At 66.0% G+C, this 20,818-nt stretch carries 13 protein-coding genes; 3 read left to right on the forward strand and 10 right to left on the reverse strand.

Annotated elements, in window-relative coordinates:
• Positions 1-27: 27 nt before the first annotated feature.
• The 5 genes from LF41_RS15765 to LF41_RS15785 form a co-directional block, all read right to left on the reverse strand.
• The gene (locus LF41_RS15765; protein ID WP_036171996.1) at positions 28-3,042 is read right to left on the reverse strand and encodes a TonB-dependent receptor; all 3,015 of its coding nucleotides are present in this window, start codon (positions 3,040-3,042) and stop codon (positions 28-30) included.
• A gap of 257 nt (positions 3,043-3,299) precedes the next feature.
• A complete protein-coding gene (locus LF41_RS15770; RefSeq protein ID WP_036172001.1) occupies positions 3,300-4,868 on the reverse strand; it encodes a tetratricopeptide repeat-containing sulfotransferase family protein in 1,569 nt (522 codons plus the stop codon).
• Positions 4,869-4,938: 70 nt separating this feature from the next.
• A complete protein-coding gene (locus LF41_RS15775; protein WP_036172003.1) occupies positions 4,939-7,899 on the reverse strand; it encodes a TonB-dependent receptor in 2,961 nt (986 codons plus the stop codon).
• A 264-nt stretch (positions 7,900-8,163) separates the two neighbouring features.
• A complete protein-coding gene (locus LF41_RS15780; RefSeq protein ID WP_036172008.1) occupies positions 8,164-9,915 on the reverse strand; it encodes a phosphoenolpyruvate carboxykinase (GTP) in 1,752 nt (583 codons plus the stop codon).
• Between the two features lie 66 nt (positions 9,916-9,981).
• Entirely contained in the window at positions 9,982-10,569 is a 588-nt protein-coding gene (locus LF41_RS15785; protein WP_036172011.1) for a TetR/AcrR family transcriptional regulator, read from the reverse strand.
• A gap of 184 nt (positions 10,570-10,753) precedes the next feature.
• Here LF41_RS15785 and LF41_RS15790 point away from each other — a divergent pair, with 184 nt between their 5' ends.
• On the forward strand, positions 10,754-13,228 hold the full coding sequence (locus tag LF41_RS15790) for an acyl-CoA dehydrogenase (protein ID WP_036172014.1): 2,475 nt from the start codon (positions 10,754-10,756) through the stop codon (positions 13,226-13,228).
• A 55-nt stretch (positions 13,229-13,283) separates the two neighbouring features.
• Positions 13,284-13,691: a hotdog fold domain-containing protein gene (locus LF41_RS15795; RefSeq protein WP_052116533.1), complete on the forward strand. Its 408-nt coding sequence runs from the start codon at positions 13,284-13,286 to the stop codon at positions 13,689-13,691.
• On the opposite strand, the gene LF41_RS15800 is transcribed toward LF41_RS15795, so the two are convergent.
• From LF41_RS15800 to LF41_RS15810, 3 genes are read right to left on the reverse strand one after another with little or no spacing between them, the layout of a single operon-like run.
• The gene (locus LF41_RS15800; protein WP_036172020.1) at positions 13,688-14,038 is read right to left on the reverse strand and encodes a DUF1304 domain-containing protein; all 351 of its coding nucleotides are present in this window, start codon (positions 14,036-14,038) and stop codon (positions 13,688-13,690) included. The two genes, LF41_RS15795 and LF41_RS15800, sit on opposite strands and share 4 nt — an antisense overlap.
• Before the next feature lies 1 nt (position 14,039).
• Positions 14,040-15,242 carry an NAD-dependent epimerase/dehydratase family protein gene (locus LF41_RS15805; RefSeq protein ID WP_036172023.1) on the reverse strand — a complete coding sequence of 401 codons (1,203 nt, stop codon included), beginning with the start codon at positions 15,240-15,242 and terminating at the stop codon, positions 14,040-14,042.
• The gene (locus LF41_RS15810) at positions 15,239-16,564 is read right to left on the reverse strand and encodes an NTP/NDP exchange transporter (RefSeq protein ID WP_036172026.1); all 1,326 of its coding nucleotides are present in this window, start codon (positions 16,562-16,564) and stop codon (positions 15,239-15,241) included. The genes LF41_RS15805 and LF41_RS15810 overlap by 4 nt, the downstream gene beginning before the upstream one ends.
• Positions 16,565-16,664: 100 nt before the next feature.
• Here LF41_RS15810 and LF41_RS15815 point away from each other — a divergent pair, with 100 nt between their 5' ends.
• Positions 16,665-18,251 carry a GMC family oxidoreductase gene (locus LF41_RS15815; protein WP_036172029.1) on the forward strand — a complete coding sequence of 529 codons (1,587 nt, stop codon included), beginning with the start codon at positions 16,665-16,667 and terminating at the stop codon, positions 18,249-18,251.
• On the opposite strand, the gene LF41_RS15820 is transcribed toward LF41_RS15815, so the two are convergent.
• The gene (locus LF41_RS15820; RefSeq protein ID WP_036172031.1) at positions 18,248-20,158 is read right to left on the reverse strand and encodes a M48 family metallopeptidase; all 1,911 of its coding nucleotides are present in this window, start codon (positions 20,156-20,158) and stop codon (positions 18,248-18,250) included. The two genes, LF41_RS15815 and LF41_RS15820, sit on opposite strands and share 4 nt — an antisense overlap.
• Before the next feature lie 18 nt (positions 20,159-20,176).
• Complete coding sequence (locus LF41_RS15825; protein WP_036172034.1) at positions 20,177-20,773, reverse strand: LemA family protein; 597 nt, start codon at positions 20,771-20,773, stop codon at positions 20,177-20,179.
• Positions 20,774-20,818 lie beyond the last annotated feature (45 nt).

The raw sequence follows: 20,818 nt of genomic DNA on the forward strand, positions 1-20,818 counted from the left end.
CTGTCCCTCTTTTCCGACAACCGTTCGTCAGAAGTCGTACTGCACCATGAAGCGCACGGTGCGGGGCGCCTGGAAGCTCGCAGGCAGCAGGTACAACTCCGACGGCAGGCCCGTCTCCGGCACTTCGGCAGTTTCGACCACCGAGGTGACCTTCTGCGAATCGAAGACGTTGAACACGTCGATCTTGAACTGCAGGCCCTCGGCCCAGTTCGGCGCGTACGCGACATTCATGTCGAAGGTCTGCGTCCACGGCAAACGCCCGGCGGTGCCGCGCGGCACCGGCGAGTTGTTGCAGCGCATGAACGACGAGCCGTACGGATGCGGGTCGTACGTCGCATCGATCGGCGGCGTGCCGGGCGCGCGGTTCGGATCGCGATCGAGCACGCCGAGGCAGTTCAGCGGTCGACCCGATTGCACGATCAGGTTCGCGCCGACGGACCACTCGTCCGTGATCTCGTAGTTGCCGAACAACTTCAGCGTGTGGCGGCGATCGTTCGGCAGGTAGCCGTACGTGTCGACCGTCAGTTCGAGGTAATCGAAGTCCTGCGTCACGCTGGTGTCGTTCTGGCCGATGTCCGACTTCACGCCGCCTTCGGTGTTGCCGATCGACTTGGCGTAGGTGTACGAACCCTGGATGAAGAACTTGTCCCAGTTACCGTCGACGAAGAATTCCATCGCGCTGTAGTTGCGCTTGGCCGGCGGGCTGAGCAACGCACCGGGCACCGCGTAGGTGCGCAGGATGCCGTCGCCTTCCACGTCGGTCACGAACACCGCGTCCTTGCCGGGGTTGAACATGCGGCAGTACGGGAAGCCGGGGTTCGGCAGCACCGGGTTGAGGCCTTCGGCGACCGCCTGGTCGTAGATCGGGCCGTAATCGCAGTTGTCGTCGATGGCCTGCTTCAGTTCGCGGTAGATGCCGCGGATGCCGAGCGAGAAGTGCTCGGTGAGCATCTTCTGGAAGCCCAGGATGTATTCGTCCTGGTACATCGGGTCGAGGTTCTGCGAGGCGATGGTGAGCGGGTTCTTCGGGCGCCCGTCTTCGGAGTTGAGGTAGATGAAGGTGCCGGGGCGCGCGACCGGATTGTTCGGCGCACCGGTGGTCGGATCCACCGTCTGGTCGAAGTTGAAGCTCTCGCGGCTGAACAACGAGGCCGACGCACCGCGCACGGCCACCGACGGCGTCAGCGGCAATGCGTAGCGACCGGCGTTACCGAACACCTTGAACGTCGAGTCGCCGAACACGTCCCAGCTGAAGCCCAGGCGCGGGCCGAACTGGTTGCTGATCTTGACGTAGCTCTCGCCGTTGCCGTTGAGGTTCTCGAACGTGTCCCAACGCGCGCCGAGGTAGGCGATGAAGTTGTCGGTGATGTTCCAGCTGTCCTGGATGTAGTACGCGTGCTGCTTGACCTCGACCGTGGCGCCTTGCTGGAAGAACTGCTGGCGCGCGCGATCGAATTCGTCGCCGTTGTTCGCCACGCCGTCGGGGTCGACGGTGGTGTAGCGCCACTGGAAACCGCCTTCGAGCGCGACACCGGCCTTCGACGTGTAATCGTCCTGGTCGTAGCCGAAACGCAGCAGGTGGTCGCCCAGCTGCCATTCGGCGTCGAGGCGGAACTGGTCGCGTTCGTCGCCAGAGTCGGTGCGGTCGATCGTGCCGTTGGTGATGTTGCAGGTGGACGAGTAAACGCCCGTCGCCTGTTGGCGATAGGTCGGACGCGCATCGACGATCTGCGGGCAACCGGTGGCCGTCGAGGTGATGTCGCCGTTGTATTCGACGGGCAGGCCGCTCGCGGTGCGCAGGCGCTGGCTGCGGCTGAATTCACCATGGCCGATCAACGCCGACAGCGTGAAGGTGTCGGTGAGATAGCCGGTGTACTTCAGCACGTAGTTCTCGCCGCCCTGCTCCTGGATGTTGACGCCGACCAGGTTGAGGCGCTCGGTGACGCCCGGGCGGTTGGCGTAGACCTCCTGGTTGTTCTCCTGCTTGTCGGAGAACGCGGTGAACTCGAGGATGTGGCTGTCGGTGATGTTCCAGTCCATCTTCAACAACCAGATGGGGAACTCGAAGTTGTCGTTGACGTTCGTCGAGGCGACGTTGTTGCCCCACGTGTCGTTGTTCTGCTCACCGTAGGAGATCAGGCCGTAGGCGAACAGCTTGTCCTTGATCAGCGCGCCGCTGGCCCAGATGTTCGTGCGCCATTCTTCCGAGGTGTCCTGCGAGTTGTCCGAACGCAGCACGCCGTTGGTGAGATAGGCGTTGCGCACGTCTTCGCGCAGGCTGTCGGGCGACCAGAAGACGTTGCCGCCGACGTGGAAGTCGTTGGTGCCGCGCTTGGTGATCTGGTTGACCACGCCGCCGAGCGAACGGCCGAATTCCGCGCCGTAACCGCCGGTCTTGATCTGCTGTTCCTGGATCGCCTCGAACGGCACCTGCGCGAAGTTGAGGTTGCGGAACGAGTTGGTGATGTTGAAGCCGTTGATGAAGTACGCGTTCTCCGCCACCGACGCGCCGCCGAAGGACGCCAGGTTGCCGAACACCGCGTCGCCGCGCACGGTGCCCGGTGCGAGCAGCGCGACGCTGGTGGTGTCGCGCGGCACCGGGATCTTCGCGATCTGTTCGGCGGTGAGGATGGTGGTGGATTCCACCGACGTGACGTCGATCGGGTTGATCGCGCCGGTGCCGATGACTTCGACTTCTTCCAGTTGCGCCGGGCCGCCGGCCGTGGAGGCCGCCGCGTAATCGACGTTGGCCGACGTGCCGACGTTGACCGTCACCTGTCGCGGCGAGCTGCCGTTGCGGGTGACCGTGTACTGGCCGATGGGAATCTGCGAGAAGCGGAACGACCCGTCTGCGCCGACGGTGATCGTGCGCGTGAAACCGGTGGCAGGGTTGGACACGGTGATCGTGTCGCCGGACGATGCGCGGCCCGACACCGCACCCGCGGTATTGGTCTGGGCCTGGACGCCGCCGATGAAGCACAGCCCGAGTGCGGCTGCGAGCGTGGCGCGCTTGAGGCGCGCGGCATTTCGATTTGAAGCCATTGCCATTCCCTCCTGCCGAAGAATCGAAGAAGAAGAAATGCGGAGGCCGTCACACTGGCCAATGCGACCGACCATAGACCTGCAACGAATCCTTAACCAGTCCCTTCCTGAGTACTAACGCGAAAAATCGGCCCCGTATTCAAGGTTAAATCCTTGAATTGGCTGGGTCTTTTCCGAGGGAAAAGCCGTCGTCTTCACCCGGTTTAGCCGACGAACGGTCCAAACCCCGGGGATGCTTCAACCGACTGAAAAGGCTTTCAGCGGCCGTTGCCCGCCAACGCCGCCTCGAGCGGGCGCAACGCTTGCGCATACCGCTTCCACCGCCCCACCCGGCCCGCATGGATCGGCTGGCGCACCTGCACGCTGCTGGCGGTGGTCACCGGTTGCGTGTTCGCCGTGATGTCTTCGATGCCGGCCTGCGATTGGAGGCCGCACCCTGCGATCAGCGCGCGCGTGGCGGCCTCGGGATTGGCGACCAGGGCTTCGTATTGCACGTCGACGATGCGCTCGGCCGCGACATCGGCCAAATGCCGCATCAGCCGCGCGACGTTCCGATGATGGTTGGCGATGTCCGCGAACGCGTAACTCCATTCGTAGAAGGCGCCGGTGAACAGCTCGCGCAGGCAACCGAAGCACGCATCCATCGGGTCCTTGCGCACGTGCACGATGCGCGACTGCGGCAAGCCCGCGAGCGCGACGCCTGCCAGCTCGACGTTGCCGGGGTGCTTGTCGGTCCGCCAGCGTTTCCCGCCCGCGATCGGCTGCGTCGCTTGCAGGTAGCGCGTGCCGACCGTCGCTGCATCGGTCTTGTCCAGGCGCGCGGCGGCCTGCGTGTCGAGGAAGCCCTCGCACCAGTAATCGCTCGCCCATTTGTAGGCCATGCGCAGCGCATTGGATTCGCCGCACGTCGCGACGTCGGCGTGGTTGCCGAGGATGCGCTCGACCACCGTGGTGCCCGAACGCGGCAAGCCGATGATGAAAAGGGGAATGTGGTCGTCGTCGGTCGCCTGCGGGGCGATCGCATCGGAATGCGCGGCGGCGATGATGCGATCGTAGATGGCATCTTCGCGCGCGGCGTCGTAGCGGCTGATCGACTTGCGCAGCGCCATCGCGCGTTCGAGGTGCGGCCACGCGCGATCGGGTGCGTCGGCGTCGTCGAATTCGCGGAACAACGCATAGCACCACGCCGCCATCGTTGTGTCGTCGGCATTGCCCGACACGAGCCGTTCGAGCCGGTCGATGCGCGTCTGCCGCCCTTCCGCCAGATCGAGCGATGCGAGTGCGTAATGCGCGCCGGGGTGCGTGGGTTCGATGCGGATCGCATCTTCGAACGCGGACGTCGCCGCGTCGATGCGTCCGGTGAACTTCAACGCGTTGCCCCGCAGGAACGACAGCGCGGCGCTACGCACGCCGGCATCGCGCGCCGCATCGGCCCAGTGCAGCGCAAGCGCCGGATCGTCGAGCATCATGGCTTGCTCGGCCGCGCCGGTCAGTTGCATGGGATCCATGCGCGCGCGCGGGTCGAGCGATTCGAGCAACTGCGCGCACGTCGCATATTCGCCGGTGGAAATCAGCCCGCTGGAGACCAGCAGGATTTCGTGCGCGCCCGCATCCGCACGCAGGCCGCGCGCCGATGCGCGCGCATGCGCAAGGGCCGCACGGAACGCGCCGCGCGCCTGGAACAACCGCGACAGCATCCAGTGGGCGCCCCAGAAGCCAGGCGCCTGCGCCAGCAACTGTTCGCACAGCGCCGCGGCACGCGGCGGGTCGGCACGGAACGCCAGCTGCGCATCGCGCCACAACACATCGGGGGACATCGGGTTCATTCGCGTTCCGGAAATAAAAACGGCCGCTGCGTGAGCAGCGGCCGTCGGTTTACCACATCGACTCGATGGATCAGAAGTCGTAACGCGCCGAGAAGCGGACGTAGCGCGGCGCCGTGTAGTTGATCGGCAGGAGGTAATCCTGCGAAGCAACCGGGGCGGCGCGGTTCTTGTCGCCGGTCTCGACGTACTCGGTGACCTGGTCGTTGCCGAGCAGGTTGAACACGTCCATCTGCAGCGTCAGCTTGCTGTCGGCGAAGTCCGGCGTCCAGGCGATGTTCGCATCGAACGTCGTCGACCAGGGCGTACGGCCGTGGTCGCCACGGTTGCCCAGGTGCGGAACGCCCGCGGCGTCGTGGCAGTAGAAGCTCGAAGCCGAATACGCACTGATCGAACCGAAATCGATGCTCTGGTTCGACGGGTGGTTTTCCGGGATGAAGCCGTTGCAGTTCACCGGACGACCCGACTGCACGATCATGTTGGCGCCGACGCGCCACTGGTCGGTGATGTCGTACGTACCGAACACCTTGACGGTGTGGCGACGGTCGTTCGGCAGGTAGCCGTACGCGCCTTCGCCGAACGCCGCGAAGTCGAAGTCCTGGGTGATGCCGGCGTCCGCCTGCTCCAGGGTCGAGTTCACGTAGCCTTCCGCGTTGCCCTTGCTCTTCGCATAGGTGTACGAACCCTGCAGCGACCACTTGTCCGACTTCATGCGCTCGAAGAAGAACTCGACCGCGGTGTAGTCGCGACGGTACTGCGGCAGGCCGAAGTACGCGGCCGGGATCGTCACCGTGGTGAACGTGCCGTCGTTGTTGAGGTCGAGCGCCAGCTCGGCGTCACGGCCCGGGTTGACGATGTAGCACGAGGCGGCCGTATCCGGGTCGAAGTTCGTGTACCCGTTGTCCGTCGCCCAGTCGAGCAGCGGCTGGTGGGCGCACGTATCGTCGAAGCCGTCCTTGATCTTGCGCTTGATGCCGCGCAGGCCGATGTTCCAGTTCTCGTTGAGCGCCATCTGCATGCCCAGGATGTATTCGTCCTGGTACATCGGGCTCAGGTTCGCCGAAGCGACGGTCGCCGGGTTCGGGGCTTCGAAGCTGCCGTTCAGGCCGAGCGGGCCGAGCTGCGCGCCGAGGGTCGGGGCACCAGTGATCGGGTCGACCGCCGTGTACTGGAAGAACTCGGTGGTCGTGGCTTCGGCGCCGGAGGCGCGGATCGAGGTGTTGTTGGCAACCGGGATGAAGTAACGGCCGGCGTTACCGAACACCTTGAACGTCGAGTCGCCGTTGACGTCCCACGAGAAACCGAGGCGCGGGGCCCACAGGTCGTCGGACTTCACGAACGAAACGCCATCGGCGTTCTTGTTGTCGAAGCGTTCGAGGCGGATGCCGCCGTACAGCAGCAGGTTGTCGGTGACGTTCCAGCTGTCTTCCAGGTACGCCGCTTCGTTGGTGGTCTTGTAACCGCCCGACGAACGCGTGATCAGGCGACGGCGCACGTACGGCTGCGTGTTCGGCACGCCGTTCGTGGTGCCGTTGCCCGGCGCGTCGAAGTAACGGTAGTACACGCCACCGGCGAAGTTGGTCGCCGTGAACTCGGAGACGAACTCTTCGCTGTCGAGACCCGCGCGAACCGCGTGGTCGCCGATGCGCCAGTCGAGGTCGATGCGCCATGCCTTGCGACGGTCGGTATCCGGCGGAGCGTCGACCGGACGCACGGCAGCGAAGCTCGCCGCCGGCCAGCAACCCAGGTAGACCAGGCCCACGCCGTAGACGGTCGGGCAGTCTTCGCCCGGCAGGCCGCCCGGGATGTACGGGTTGTCGTACTTCAGGTCGCCGTACTGCGCCGACAGGGTCAGCGAGTCGGTGAGGTAGCCGGTGTACTTGCCGATCATCACCGTGCCGCCGGACTTCTGCTCGTAGTCGTACGCGAACAGGTCATGGCTGCGGCTGTAAGGAGTGGCGCTGTCGTAATGCGTACGATCCAGCGTTTCCTTGTTGTAGATGCCGGTGAACTCGAGCAGGTGATCGTCGGTGATGTTCCAGTCGATCTTGAGCAGGCCGCTCGGCGAGGTGTTGGACTCGTGCTCGCTGTCGTTCTGTTCGAAGGTGTCGGACGTGTTGTGGCGGCCGGTGACCAGGCCGAACATGAACAGCTTGTCCTTGATCAGCGGGCCGCCGGCGTAGGCGTTGTATTCGAGGTTGTCGAATTCGTCAGCCGAACGGAAGGCGAGCAGCGGGGCCGATTCCGGATCGCGCGAAGCCGCATCGCGGCCCGTCGAACGCAGCTGGTTCGGTTCCCAATAGACGCTACCGCCGCCCTTCCACTCGTTGGTACCGCGCTTGGTCACGATGTTGATCACGCCGCCCAGCGAACGGCCGTACTCGGCGCCGTAGCCACCGGTCTTGACCTGCTGTTCGGAGATCGACTCGAACGGCAGCTGCGCGTACGACAGCAGCGAACGCAGGTTCGTGACGTCGAAGCCGTTGATGTAGTAGCCGTTCTCAGCGACCGACGCGCCGCCGAAGGAGGCGAGGTTGCCGAGGCCGGTGTCGCCGCGGACGGTGCCCGGGGCAAGCAGGGCGACGTTGGTGACGTCGCGCGAAACCGGAAGCGCCTGGATCTGTTCGGCGGTGAACACCGTGGTCGACTCGACCGATGAGACGTCGATCGGGTTGATCGCGCTGGCGCCCGTCACCGTGACGGTTTCCAGCTCGCCGGACGCCGAAGCGGCGGCGAAGGTGACCGGCGTACCGGTACCGACGCTGACGCGCACTTCGCGCGTCTGGCCGCCGGAGATCACGCGATAGCGACCCGGGGACAGCTGCGGAAGCGCGAAGCGACCCGAAGCGTCGGCGGTGACCTCACGCGCGGCGCCGGTGTCGACGTTTTCGATGCGCACGGTGGCGTTGGCCTGCGTGTCGCCGAAGATCGAACCAACGGAGCTCTGGGCCTGGACGGTACCAGCGAAGCACAGGCCAAGCGCGACCGTCAGGGCGCTGCGCTTGAAGCCTTTGGCAATTTGCCTTGAAGCCATGGATTCCCCCCACGGGAAGAAAGGTGAAAAAAAGAAGGAAGAAGTCACTGTCGTTTCAAAGACATGACCTCCCGACTATAGGGGAAATAACAAATTGGCAACAACATTCGAACGCAATCGACACGGTTTGGTACTTGAACCCACCGTATGGGTGGGGCTGGAAACGACTGGAAGTCGCTGATGCGCAAACGAAAACGGGCCCGATCCGGGCCCGCTTCCTTGTTCGCCTGATCGGCCCCGGAATTGCCGCGGGGCCCGGGGTGTTCAGCCGTTGCGCAACTCCGCCGCGATCCGCGCCTGTTCATTCTTCAGCGCCACCGGCACGCGCGTGCCGAATTCATCGAGGAACGAAGCCAGGCTGTCCACTTCCGCCTGCCAGCCCGCGCGATCGAAGTCGAACAGCACGCGACGCGCTTCGTCCGACAGGGCCACGCCGTCGAGGCGGATGTCGCCGATCTTCGGCAGCGCGCCGATCGGCGTGTCGGTCGCCGACGCGCGGCCTTCGACGCGCTCGATCATCCACTCCAGCACGCGCAGGTTTTCGCCGAAGCCCGGCCACAGGAACTTGCCGTCCTCGCCCTTGCGGAACCAGTTGACGTGGAAGATCTTCGGCAGCTGCGCGCCGGGCTTGTCGAACGACAACCAGTGCGCGAAGTAGTCGGCGAAGTTGTAGCCGCAGAAGGGCTTCATCGCCATCGGGTCGCGGCGCATGACGCCGACCGCGCCCGTGGCGGCGGCGGTGGTTTCCGAACCCATGGCCGCGCCGACGAGCACGCCGTGCTTCCAGTCGCGCGCCTCGAACACCAGCGGCACCAGCGATGCGCGGCGGCCGCCGAACACGATGGCCGAAATCGGCACGCCCTGCGCGTCCTCGGCCTTCGGCGACCAGCTCGGGCACTGCCGCGCCGACACGGTGAAACGCGCGTTCGGATGCGCCGCCGGGCCATTGCAATCGTATGCATTTCCACGCCAATCGAAGGCGGGCTTGCGGTCGTCCAGGCCCTCCCACCACGGCTGCCCGTCATCGGTCAGGCCGACGTTGGTGAAGATGGTGTTGCGCTGGATGGTGGCGAGCGCGTTGGGATTGGATTTCTCCGACGTGCCCGGCGCGACGCCGAAGAAACCGGCTTCCGGATTGATCGCGTACAAACGGCCATCGGGGCCCGGGCGCATCCAGCAAATGTCGTCGCCGACGGTCCACACCTTCCAGCCTTCGTTGCGATATCCCTCGGGCGGAATGAGCATCGCCAGGTTGGTCTTGCCGCACGCCGACGGGAACGCCGCGGCGATGTAATGCGTCTGGCCCTGCGGATTCTCGACGCCGAGGATCAGCATGTGTTCGGCCAGCCACCCTTCGCTGCGCGCCTGGTGTGAGGCGATGCGCAATGCATGGCACTTCTTGCCGAGCAACGCGTTGCCGCCGTAACCCGAACCGTAGGACTGGATCGTCAGTTCTTCCGGGAAATGCATGATGAAGCGGCGCTCCGGATCGAGCTCGCCGATCGAATGCAGGCCCTTCACGAAACGCCCTTCGCGCTCGATGCGCGCCAGGGCCGCCGCGCCCATGCGCGTCATGATGCGCATGTTGGCGACGACGTACGGCGAGTCGGTGATCTCCACGCCGCAACGCGCGAGCGGAGAATCGATCGGGCCCATGCAATACGGGATCACGTACATCGTGCGGCCGCGCATGCAGCCGGCGAACAATGCGTCCATCTTCGCGTGCGCATCGGCCGGCGACATCCAGTGGTTGTTCGGGCCGGCGTCTTCGCGCTCGCTCGTGCACACGAACGTCAGGTGTTCGACGCGCGCCACGTCATCGGGATGCGAGCGGTGCAGCCAGCTCTCCGGATGCGTTTCGGAATTGAGCGGCAACAACGTGCCGTCCGCTTCCATGCCGCGGACCAGCTCCGCGAATTCGCTGTCGCTACCGTCGCACCACTGGATCCGGTCGGGCTGCGTCACGCGCGCCACGTCCATGACCCATTGGTTCAACGCGTCCAACTGGCTACCCATGGTGGAATTCTCGACTTCAGGGGAAATGGGGTGTTCAACGACAGCGGCCATGGGGGTCCTTTGCGCTCAGGCCTGGGGGATCAGCGTCGACATCATGTGTTCGACGTACGCCTCGAACTCGTCGTGCTGCATGTTCATCTGGTGCAGTTGCAGGTTCAGCTGCAGGAAACCGACGTACGCCGAGTACAGCAGGCGCGCGCGGTGCTGCGCATCGGTGCGGCTCAGTCCCGCCTGGCGGAACGAAGCGGTGAGGTAATCCAGGCGGCGCTCGGACACGCGCACGATCACCGGCTGGACCGCCGGGTGGTCCATCGCCTTGAGCAGCTCGGAATAGATGATGTGCGACTTGGCTTCGTGCGCGACCAGCTGGAACAACTTGCGCAAACGCTCGCGCGGGTCGGGGATGGGTTCGAGCGAACCGAACACGGTTTCCTGCTCGACCTTTTCCCAGCGTTCCAGCGCGGCGACCAGCAGGGCCTCGCGCGACGGGAAATGCCAGTAGAAGCTGCCTTTGGTGACCCCGAGCCTGCGGGCCAGCGGTTCGACCGCGACCGAGGCGACGCCTTGTTCGGCGATCTGGTCGAGGGCCGCCTGCGCCCAATCTTCGGCACTCAGGCGCGCGTTGCGTTCGTTGCGGATGGCGGCTTCGGTCATGGCGCGCAGTCTACCGTACGGTTCCCTTCCCGAGAGTATGCGCGGAGTGAGGACACGCTGTTGCCTCCGACGCGTTGACAGTCCTTCGACGGGCTGCCCATACTTTGGCGTATGGTGCCTCCGGGCGCCGGCCCGTTCAACCAATAATGTGTGCGGGCGCATCGTGCGTTCGCCGGAGGCCGAGATGAGCGTCGTCGTTCCTTTCCTGCTGTTGCTCCTCGCCGGGGGCTTCGCGGCCTATCACCGGATGCGCCTGGCCTACTGGGCCGCGTTGACCGCCGCCCTGCTCGTGGTCGCGTGGATCGCCGGGGCGAACGCCGCCGCGACCATCGTCGCCGCCATCGTCGTCGCGTTGATCGCGGTGCCGTTGCTGGTACCGGCTTTCCGCAAGCCGCGCATCACCGCGCCGTTGCTGCGCTTCTACACCAAGCTGCTGCCCCCGCTGTCGGATACCGAACGCACGGCGCTCGAAGCCGGCACTGTCGGGTTCGAAGGCCAGTTGTTCTCCGGCAGGCCCGATTGGGACCAGTTGCTCTCGCTGCCCAAGCCGCAACTCACCGCGGAGGAGCAGGCCTTCCTCGATGGCCCGTGCGAAGAACTCTGCCGCATGACCGACGACTGGGACATCACCCACGTGCGCGCGGACCTGCCGCCGGAAATCTGGGAGTTCTGCAAGAAGCACAAGTTCTTCGGCCTCAACATTCCGAAGGAATACGGCGGGCTCGGCTTCTCCGCGTTGATGAACCACAAGGTCATCCAGAAGCTCGCGTCGATCAGCACCGTGGTGTCGTCCACCGTCGGCGTGCCGAACTCGCTCGGCCCGGCCGAGTTGCTGATGCACTACGGCACGGACGAACAGAAGCGCGAGTATCTCCCGCGCCTGGCCGACGGCCGCGACGTGCCGTGCTTCGCGCTCACCGGGCCGTTCGCCGGTTCCGATGCGACCTCCATTCCCGACTACGGCATCGTGTCGATGGGCGAATGGAACGGCGCCAACGTGCTCGGCGTGCGCCTCACGCTCAACAAGCGCTACATCACGCTCGCGCCGGTGGCCACGCTGATCGGCGTCGCCTTCCGCATGTACGACCCGGAAGGCTTGCTCGGCGACAAGCGCGACATCGGTATTTCGCTCGCGCTCGTGCCGCGCGAAACACCGGGCCTGGAAATCGGCCGCCGCCACTTCCCGCTCAACTCGCCGTTCCAGAACGGCCCGATCCACGGCAAGGACGTCTTCGTGCCCTTGTCGCAGTTGATCGGTGGCGAGGACTACGCCGGCCAGGGCTGGCGCATGCTGATGGAATGCCTGTCGATCGGCCGTTCGATCACCCTGCCCTCCACCGCCAGCGGCGGCGCGAAGAGCGCGGCCGTCGTCACCGGTGCGTATGCGCGCATCCGCAAGCAATTCGGTTTGTCGGTCGGGCGTTTCGAAGGCGTCGAGGAAGCGCTCGCGCGCATCGGCGGCAAGGCGTACGCGATCAGCGCGCTGTCGCAGGCGACCGCGGCGGCCGTGGCGCGCGGCGAAAACCCCGCGGTGCCCTCCACCATCGCGAAATACCACTGCACGCAGATGGGCCGCGAAGTCGTCATCGATGCGATGGACGTGCACGGGGGCAAGGGCATCATCCTCGGCCCGCGCAATTACCTGGGACGCGCGTGGCAGGCCACGCCGATCAGCATCACGGTGGAAGGCGCGAACATCATGACGCGCTCGCTGATGATCTTCGGCCAGGGCGCGATCCTGTGCCATCCGTGGGTGATGAAGGAAATGAAGTCGGCGCAGCTCGAGGATCCGGTCGAGCGCATCGACCGATTCGACGAAGCGCTGTTCGGCCACATCGGCTTTGCGATCTCCAACGCCGTGCGCAGCCTGTGGTTCGGCCTGAGCGGCGCGAAGGTCGGCAAGGCGCCGGGCGACGATTACACGCGCCGTTTCTATCGCAAGCTCGATCGCTATTCAGCCGCGCTCGCGCTGATGGCCGATACGTCGATGCTCCTGCTCGGCGGCAAGCTGAAGTTCAAGGAATCCTTGTCGGGCCGCCTGGGCGACGTGCTGAGCCAGCTGTACATCGCCAGCAGCATGTTGAAGCGTTACGAAGACGAAGGGCGCCCGACGGGCGACCGTCCGTTGCTTGCGTGGGCCTTCCACGATGCGATCAACAAGATCGAGACGGCGCTGTCCGGTGCGTTGCGCAACTTCCCGATCCGCCCGATCGGCTGGGTGCTGTGGGCGTTGATCTTCCCGTGGGGCCGCCGCGCGCAGGCGCCGAGCGACCGCCTCGGCCACCAGGCCGCTGCGTTGCTGATGACGCCGTGCGATGCGCGCCAGCGCCTGGCCGACGGCGTGTTCCTCACGCCGACCGCCAACAACCCCGCCGGCCGCATCGACAGCTATCTGCCGAAGGTCGTCCTCGCCGAGCCCGTGGAGCGCAAGTTCCTCAAGGCGCTGAAGAACAGCGACATCGAAGCGCTCGAGTTCTCCGCGCAATTGGACGAAGGCGTGCGCGAAGGCTGGATCACCGCCGACGAACGCAAGCAACTCGACGAGCTGCGCGCGATGACGCTCGATGCGATCAGCGTCGACGACTTCGAATCGTGGGAGCTGCGCTCGGCCGGTTACGAAACGCAGCACGGCGTGGACCACTCGCGCTTCGCGGCCTGACGTGTCGGTCCTCTCGCTCTATCGCCGGGTCACCCGATGGCCCGGCGGTCACTGGATGTTCGCGCGGGCCGTCTGCTGGCGCGCGCCCTACTTCGCCAGCATCGCGCCGCGCATCGCGGTGCTGGAACCGGGCCGGTGCGAAGCGTCGATCGCGCATCGGCGCAAGGTCACCAACCATATCGGCACGGTGCATGCGATCGCGCTGTGCAACCTCGCGGAGTTCGCGGGCGGGTTGATGACCGATGCGTCCATTCCGCCGTCGATGCGCTGGATCCCGAAAGGCATGACGGTCGAGTATCTCGGCAAGGCGAACGGCAGGATGCGCGCAGTCGCAACGCCCGACATCGCACCGGTGGAAGCGACGCAGGGTTACGAACTGCCCGTCACTGTCCTCGTCACCGATCCGAGCGATGCGCCGGTGTTCCGCGCGCGCATCGCGATGTGGGTCTCGCCGAAACGCTAGCGCCAGGCGACGAGCGCCGCCGCGATGATCGCGGGAAAGGCCTGGATGAAGAAGATGCGCTTGTTCACGGTCGCCGCGCCGTACACGCCGGCGATGACCACGAACGCCAGGAACAGCAGCACGATTTCGCGCGAGTGCACGCACAGACCGTAGACCAGGCCTGCGGAAAGAAACCCGTTGTACAACCCCTGGTTCTTCGCCAAGGCTTGCGAGCGCTCGGCGAATTCCGGCGTGAGCCGGAACGTGCGCAGCCCGATCGGTTTGGTCCACAGGAACATCTCGAGGATCAGGAACCACGCGTGCAGCAGCGCGACCAGGACAACGAGGATCGTGGCGGGCAGCGTCATGTCAGCGCTTCTTTTTCTTCTTCGACGAAGACTTCTTCTTCGCGGGCGCCTTTGGCTTCGGCGGCGCGATGGACTTGTGCCAGGCCTGCAGCACTTCGGCTTCGCGCGCCATCGACAGGCCGGCCTTCGGATTCGCGCGGCGCTCGCCGGGCAGCGCGCGCCAGTACGCGAGCGTGTCGGCGGTCGTCGCATCGAGCGGCCGGTACGCCAGCCCCGCGGCCTGCGCCTTCGCGCTGCTGACGCGGCCGAAGCCCGCGTATTCGCCGACCGGCGGAATCCACACGGGCATGTCCTGCCACGCGGAGACGTCGTGTTTTTCCAGGAAGTCCGCGGGCACCCACGTCACGGTCGACGTCTTGCCCGCCGCGCGCTGGCTGGCGGCAAGCAACTCGCCCATGGTCAGCTTGCCCGCGGGCGCATCGGCGTTGAACGTCCCCATCGTCTTCTGATCGAGCAGGTGCAGCAGGAACGCGGCGAGATCGCGCACGTCGATGAACTGCGTGGGGTCGCTCGCCGAACCCGGCGCGAGGATCTCGCCGCCGCGGTCGGCGCGCGCGGGCCAGTACGTGAAGCGATCGGTGTTGTCGCCGGGGCCGACGATCAGCCCGGGGCGCACGATGGTCACCTTGCCCGGCATTTCCTTGAGCGCCGCCGTTTCGCACAGCGCCTTGAGGCCACCGTACGTCTCGCCGGTGACTTCGGTGACGTTCGGGTTCGGCAGCTGCGCGACGGGCGCGCTCTCGTCCTGGTTCGGCGTGTCCATCTTCGCGTAGACGGAGATCGTCGAGACCAGCAGGTATTGGCCGACGCGGTCGCCGAGCAACCTGGTCGAGCGCGCGACATCCGCGGGAATGTAGGCCGACGTATCGAGCACCGCATCCCACGTGCGACGGTTGTCGAGCGCCTTCATGTCGGTCTTGCGGTCGCCCTGCAACTGCTCGATGTCGTCGTACTGGTCGCCGGCGAAGCGCTCGGGATTGGTCTTGCCGCGATTGAACAGCGTGAGCTTGTGCCCGCTCTTGCGTGCGGCTTCGACGAAATGCGGGCCGAGGAACCCGGTACCGCCGAGGACGAGGATGGACATCGGTTCCCCCGGCTTGCGTTGCGCGGCCTTCGCCGGTTTGCGCCGCGCCGCATGGCCCGGCAGTGCGGCGAGGCTGGCGGCGGCGAGCGTGGCAGCGAGGAAATCGCGGCGCGTGGTCATCGGCGGGTGTCTCCGGGCGAGGGCGCGTCGCCGAGTGTGCGCTGCAACTTCACCACTCGCCAAGCGCTGAACATGAACACCAGCGATGCGCCGATTCCCACGGTGAAGACGATCTGCGAACCGAAGCCCGCCAGCGCCTTGTGCATCCACGCGGTACTGACGTCGCTGGTGCGGTAGACGAACGTATCGATGAAGGCCTTGGCCTTGTAGCGCCACTCGCGCGGCACGCGCGTGTAGATGGTTTCGCGGCCCGGCTTGCCGAGCGCGAACTCGCAACCGCGCGTGGCCACCTGCACGACGGCCACCAGCATCGGAAACGGCGAGGCCGCCAACGCGCAGAAGCCCAGCAGCACGGCGAAGCCCGGAATCAGCAATGCAGGCCCGACGCCGAAGGCGCGCAACAGGTGCCGCGTCACGAACAACTGCACCGTGATCGCGAACAGGTTGATCGCAAGGTCGATGTTGGCGAAGTACGCCGTCGCGCGCGTGGCATCGGCGCCGAAGGCGTGGCGCACGATCGCCGCCTGTTCGTTGTACAGCAGCGTGCCGACCATCACGCCGAAGAACCCCAGCATCGCCAGCGCGCGCAGCAGGGGTTCGCCCCACACCAGGCGGAAGCCGGCCCACACCGAGCCGCCCATCGCGCGCTCGCCCGTGGTCTCCCCGCGCAACTGCTCGCGCCGCAGTGCCCACGGGCGCAGCTTGTAGATGCACAGCAGGCAGATGCAGAGGAACCCGATGGAGACGAGCATGAGGTTCGCGATGCCGACGCGCTCGGCCAGCACGCGCGTGATCATCGGACCGAGCATCGCACCGACCGTCCCGCCGGCGCCGATGTACCCGTAGAACCGTTTGGCGTGCGTGTCGTCGAACACGTCCGCCATGAAGCTCCAGAACACCGTGACGGCGAAGAGGTTGAACACTGCGGACCACACGAAGAACGTCACGCCGCGCCCCGGGATCTCCCGGTGGAACAGCACGTAGAACGTGGCCAGGGCCGCGATGAAGATGCAGTAGACCGTCGGCAGGAACACGCGCCGCGGCCAGCGCGCGACGAGCGCGCCGTACAGGGGCTGCAGGGCCAGCATCACGAGGAAGGTGCCGGTGAAGAGCACCTGCAGCGTGAAGTCCCCGATGTCGTGGCCGTGGGCCCGGGCCCAGTCCACCCACGCCCGCGGGAAGACCGCGAGGGCATCGCTGGAGGCGGCCATCGCATCGCGCACCGGACGGAGCACGTAGTAGCCCGTGAGCAGGCTGAAGAAATAGAGGATCGACCACCACAACGGGGGCGATTCACCCAATGCGCCGCGAAAGCGATCCATCCCGAACGTTAGCCCAAAGCCCGCGGGGCTGGCTACCATGCCGGAGTACATACTCCAGCGCGGCGGCCTATCGTCGGCGGACCCTTGGACGAGGCACCGCGTGGACGCTTTCGACTACATCATCATCGGCGCAGGTTCTGCCGGCTGCGTACTCGCCAATCGCCTGTCGGCCGATCCGAAGGTGCGCGTGCTCCTGCTCGAAGCGGGCCCACGCGACTGGCATCCCTTCATCCACATGCCCGCCGGCCTGGCCAAGCTGGTCAACCGCAAGGGCGTGAACTGGGATTACGACACCGCACCCGAAGCGCAGCTCGACGACCGCACGCTATGGTGGCCGCGCGGCAAGGTGCTCGGCGGTTCGAGTTCGATCAACGCGATGTGCTACGTCCGCGGCCATGCGCGCGATTACGACGACTGGGCTGCGCAGGGCGCGACCGGTTGGGACTGGAACAACGTGCTGCCGTTCTTCAAGCGCAGCGAAGGCAACCGGCGCGGGCGCGATTCGCTTCACGGCGAACTCGGGCCGCTCGCGGTCTCGGACCTGCGGCACACCAATCCCCTGTCGCAGGTCTTCATCGACGCGGCGGCGCAGGCCGGTTACCCGCGCAACACCGACTTCAACGGGCCGGTGCAGGAAGGCGTCGGGTTCTACCAGGTGACGCAGAAGGACGGCGCGCGGTGTTCGGCGGCGGTCGCCTACCTGCATCCGGTGCGTCATCGCAAGAACCTCGTGGTGCGCACCGGCGCGATGGTCTCGCGCATCACGTTCGTCGATGGTCGTGCGAACGGCGTGACGTGCAGCGTGAACGGCGCGCCGTTCCACTTCGAGTGCACGCGCGAAGTGCTGCTGTCGGGCGGCGCGATCAATTCGCCGCAGCTGTTGATGCTTTCGGGCATCGGGCCGGCGGCGCAACTGGAGCGGCACGACATCAAGGTGGTGCACGACGCGAAGAACGTCGGCGAGAACCTGCAGGACCATCTCGACATCTGCACGCTGCAGCATTCCACGCAGCCGATCACCTACGACCGCGCGAGCGACGCGAAGATCGCGTTCGACTATTTCCTGCGCGGCCATTCGGGCGCCGGAAGCAGCAACATCGCCGAAGCCGGCGGTTTCCTGCGTTCGCCGTTGGCGCCGGATGATCGCCCCGACATCCAGCTCCACTTCGTGCCCGCGATGCTCGATGATCATGGCCGCCGGCGCCTGAAAGGCGACGGCTACACACTGCACGCGTGCTTCCTGCGCCCGCGCAGCCGCGGCCGCATCGCGCTGATGAGCCCGCGCGCGCACGACAAGCCGCGCATCGAAGCGAACTACCTCAGCGACGCGGAAGGATTCGACCTGCGCATGATGATCGAGTGCGCGAAGGCCGCGCGTGCGATCTTCAAACAGCCGGCGTTCGACGCCTACCGCGGCGCGCCGATCTTCCCCGCGCGCGACGACCTCGACGACAAGGCGCTGGAGGCCTTCGTGCGTGCGAAGGCGGAAACGGTGTACCACCCCGTCGGCACGTGCCGGATGGGCAGCGACGATGCGTCAGTGGTCGACCCGCAACTGCGCGTTCGTGGCGTCGAAGGCTTGCGCGTGGTGGATGCATCGGTGATGCCGACGCTGATCGGCGGCAATACCAATGCGCCGACGATGATGATCGCCGAACGGATCGCGGCATTGATGACGGGCGACTAGGCCCGTTCGAGCATCGGCGGCAACGGGCAGTGCAGGCACGCGCAGATCGTGCGCAGCAGCTCGGCTTCGCCCACGGTGACCTGGTTGTCGTGGCCGATCGTCGCGACCAGGCCTTCGACCACCGCCTGCTTCGCCAGCGGATCGAGCGCATCGAGCGGCGCCCACGCGGCATCGAGCGCCAACGCCCCTTCCCTGCGCGGCAGGTAGGGCAACGCGTCGTTCGGCAATACGCGCTGGATGCCGTGCAGGTAGGCGGCACGTGCGTTGGATTCGCTTTCGTGCCCACTCTGCGCGACGACGCACAGCATCGTGGCGATCTCGCTGCGCACGCCATTGAGCTTCGTGCGCCCGAAGCGTGCGTGGCGCGAGGGATCGAGCGATTCGCGCACCTGCACCTGCAACAGGCGGCCCAGGCAGAATTCGAAGAGCGACACGCGACCGTCGGCGTGGACGACCGCATCGCTGGTATCGAGGAACACGTCGAGCTCGGGGCGCGGACGCAGGCGCAACGCCGGGAACGCAATGGACGCCAGCGGCAGGCGCAACGCCGCATGCAACTTCGCGAGGTGTTGCTCGCGCAGCTGCGTGGCTTCCTCGGCCATCGCCATGCCCAGGCGTGCGGCGATCTCCTCGCGTTGCAGCGCGCGCACGCGCTTGTCGTCGTCGAGCAGCAGGCCGAGCAGCAGCGGCATCACGCTCTCGCGCTGGCCTGCGAGCGTGCGCACGGCGGCGGGGATCGTCTCGACGATCGCGTCGGCGCGTTTGTAGTCGTCCGGCGAGGGCTGCGCCACCTGCGCGACGACCAGCGGCGGCGTGACCGCGAGCTGTGCGTCCTCCGGTGGCAACGTCGCGGTGCGGCCCGCAACAAGGCCGAGGTGCGCGTCTTCTTCCAATCCGTTCGGCGGGACTTCGATCCACTTCTTCGCCAGCGCGCGCATCTGCGCTTCCGTGAACTGCGGTTCGAGTTCCTGGATGCGTTCGACCAGCGGCGGATGCGTGGCGAACAAGCCGTGGAAGCCCACCCCGTCGCCGAACAGCATGTGGCTGACTTCCTCGGCGTTGTTGCGTTCGTTCAAGCGCGAGCCTTCGTCGAGCCCGCCGATTTTCTTCAGCGCGCCCGCAAGGCCCGTGGTCTGCCGCGTGAACTGCACCGCCGACGCATCCGCCAACCGTTCGCGCTGGCGGCTCACGCCGGCCTTGATCATGCGGCCGAAGAACAGGCCGACGTAGCCGATCACCATCGCGACGAGCGCGGCGACGAGGATCGCACCCGCGCCCTTGTTGCGCCCGCCGAACCGCCCGTGCTCGAGGATCTTCCGTCCGATCAGCCCGATCATCAGGATGCCGAACAACACGCCCATCAGCCGGATGTTGAGGCGCATGTCGCCATTGAGCACGTGGCTGAATTCGTGCGCGATCACGCCCTGCAATTCGTCGCGGTTCAATCGGTCGAGCGCGCCGCGCGTCACCGCGATGACCGCATCGGATGGCGAGTAGCCGGCGGCGAATGCATTGATCGCCGCTTCGTGTTCGAGCACGTAGATCTTCGGCACCGGCACGCCGGAGGCGATCGCGATTTCCTCGACGACGTTGCGCAACCGGCGCAGGTTGAAATCCGTGGTGTCGGCCGCGATCGGCACGCCGCCCATCTGCAACGCGACCGTTTCCCCGCCGCCGCGCAAGGACGCAACGCGATACAGCGAACCCAGCCCGATCACGCCGAGGGTGAGCACCGAGCACACGAACAGCAACGGCGCGGCGCTGCCCTCGTCGCTCCCGCCGACGCCCCATGCGACCCACGCGGCGAAGTCCACCGCGCACACGATGCCGATCACCGCGAGCGCGAACAGCAGCACGAGGCGCGACGAATTCCGCCGCGCCTGTGCCTGGCGTTCGAAGAAGTTCATGCAGCGCGTCGCGTCAGGTCAGAACTGCACCTTCGGCGCGGCGCGCACCTGCGCCTGGTCCGCGGCCGGGATTTCGAGCAATGCCGCCGGCTGGAAATTGAACATGCCGGCGAAGATCGAGGACGGGAACACTTCGCGCTTGTTGTTGTAGGACATCACCGAGTCGTTGAACGCCTGCCGCGCGAAGGCAACCTTGTTCTCCGTCGAGGTGAGCTCCTCGGTGAGCTGCATCATGTTCTGGTTGGCCTTGAGGTCCGGATAGGCCTCCGCCACCGCCATCAACCGGCCGAGCGCGCCATTGAGGACGCCCTGCGAGTTCGCCAGTTCGGCCATCGCGGCCGGGTCCCCGGGGCTGGCCTTGGCGGCCTGCAGGCCGTTCATCGCGGCGCCGCGGGCGGCGATCACGGCCTCGAGCGTCCCGCGCTCATGGGACAGGTAACCCTTCACGGTCTCCACGAGGTTCGGGATCAGGTCGAAGCGGCGCTGGAGCTGCACGTCGATCTGCGCAAAGGCATTCTTGAATGCGTTCCGGGCGACCACCAATCCGTTGAAAATCCCGACTCCCCACATCCCCAGCACGACCAGAATTGCGAGCAGGATCAGCAAAATCCACATCACTCTTCCCCTTGTTCATGCAAAGTGCGGAACTGGCGCTATAGT

It is taken from the genome of Lysobacter dokdonensis DS-58, from assembly GCF_000770795.1.
GTDB classification, from domain to species: Bacteria; Pseudomonadota; Gammaproteobacteria; order Xanthomonadales; family Xanthomonadaceae; genus Noviluteimonas; species Noviluteimonas dokdonensis.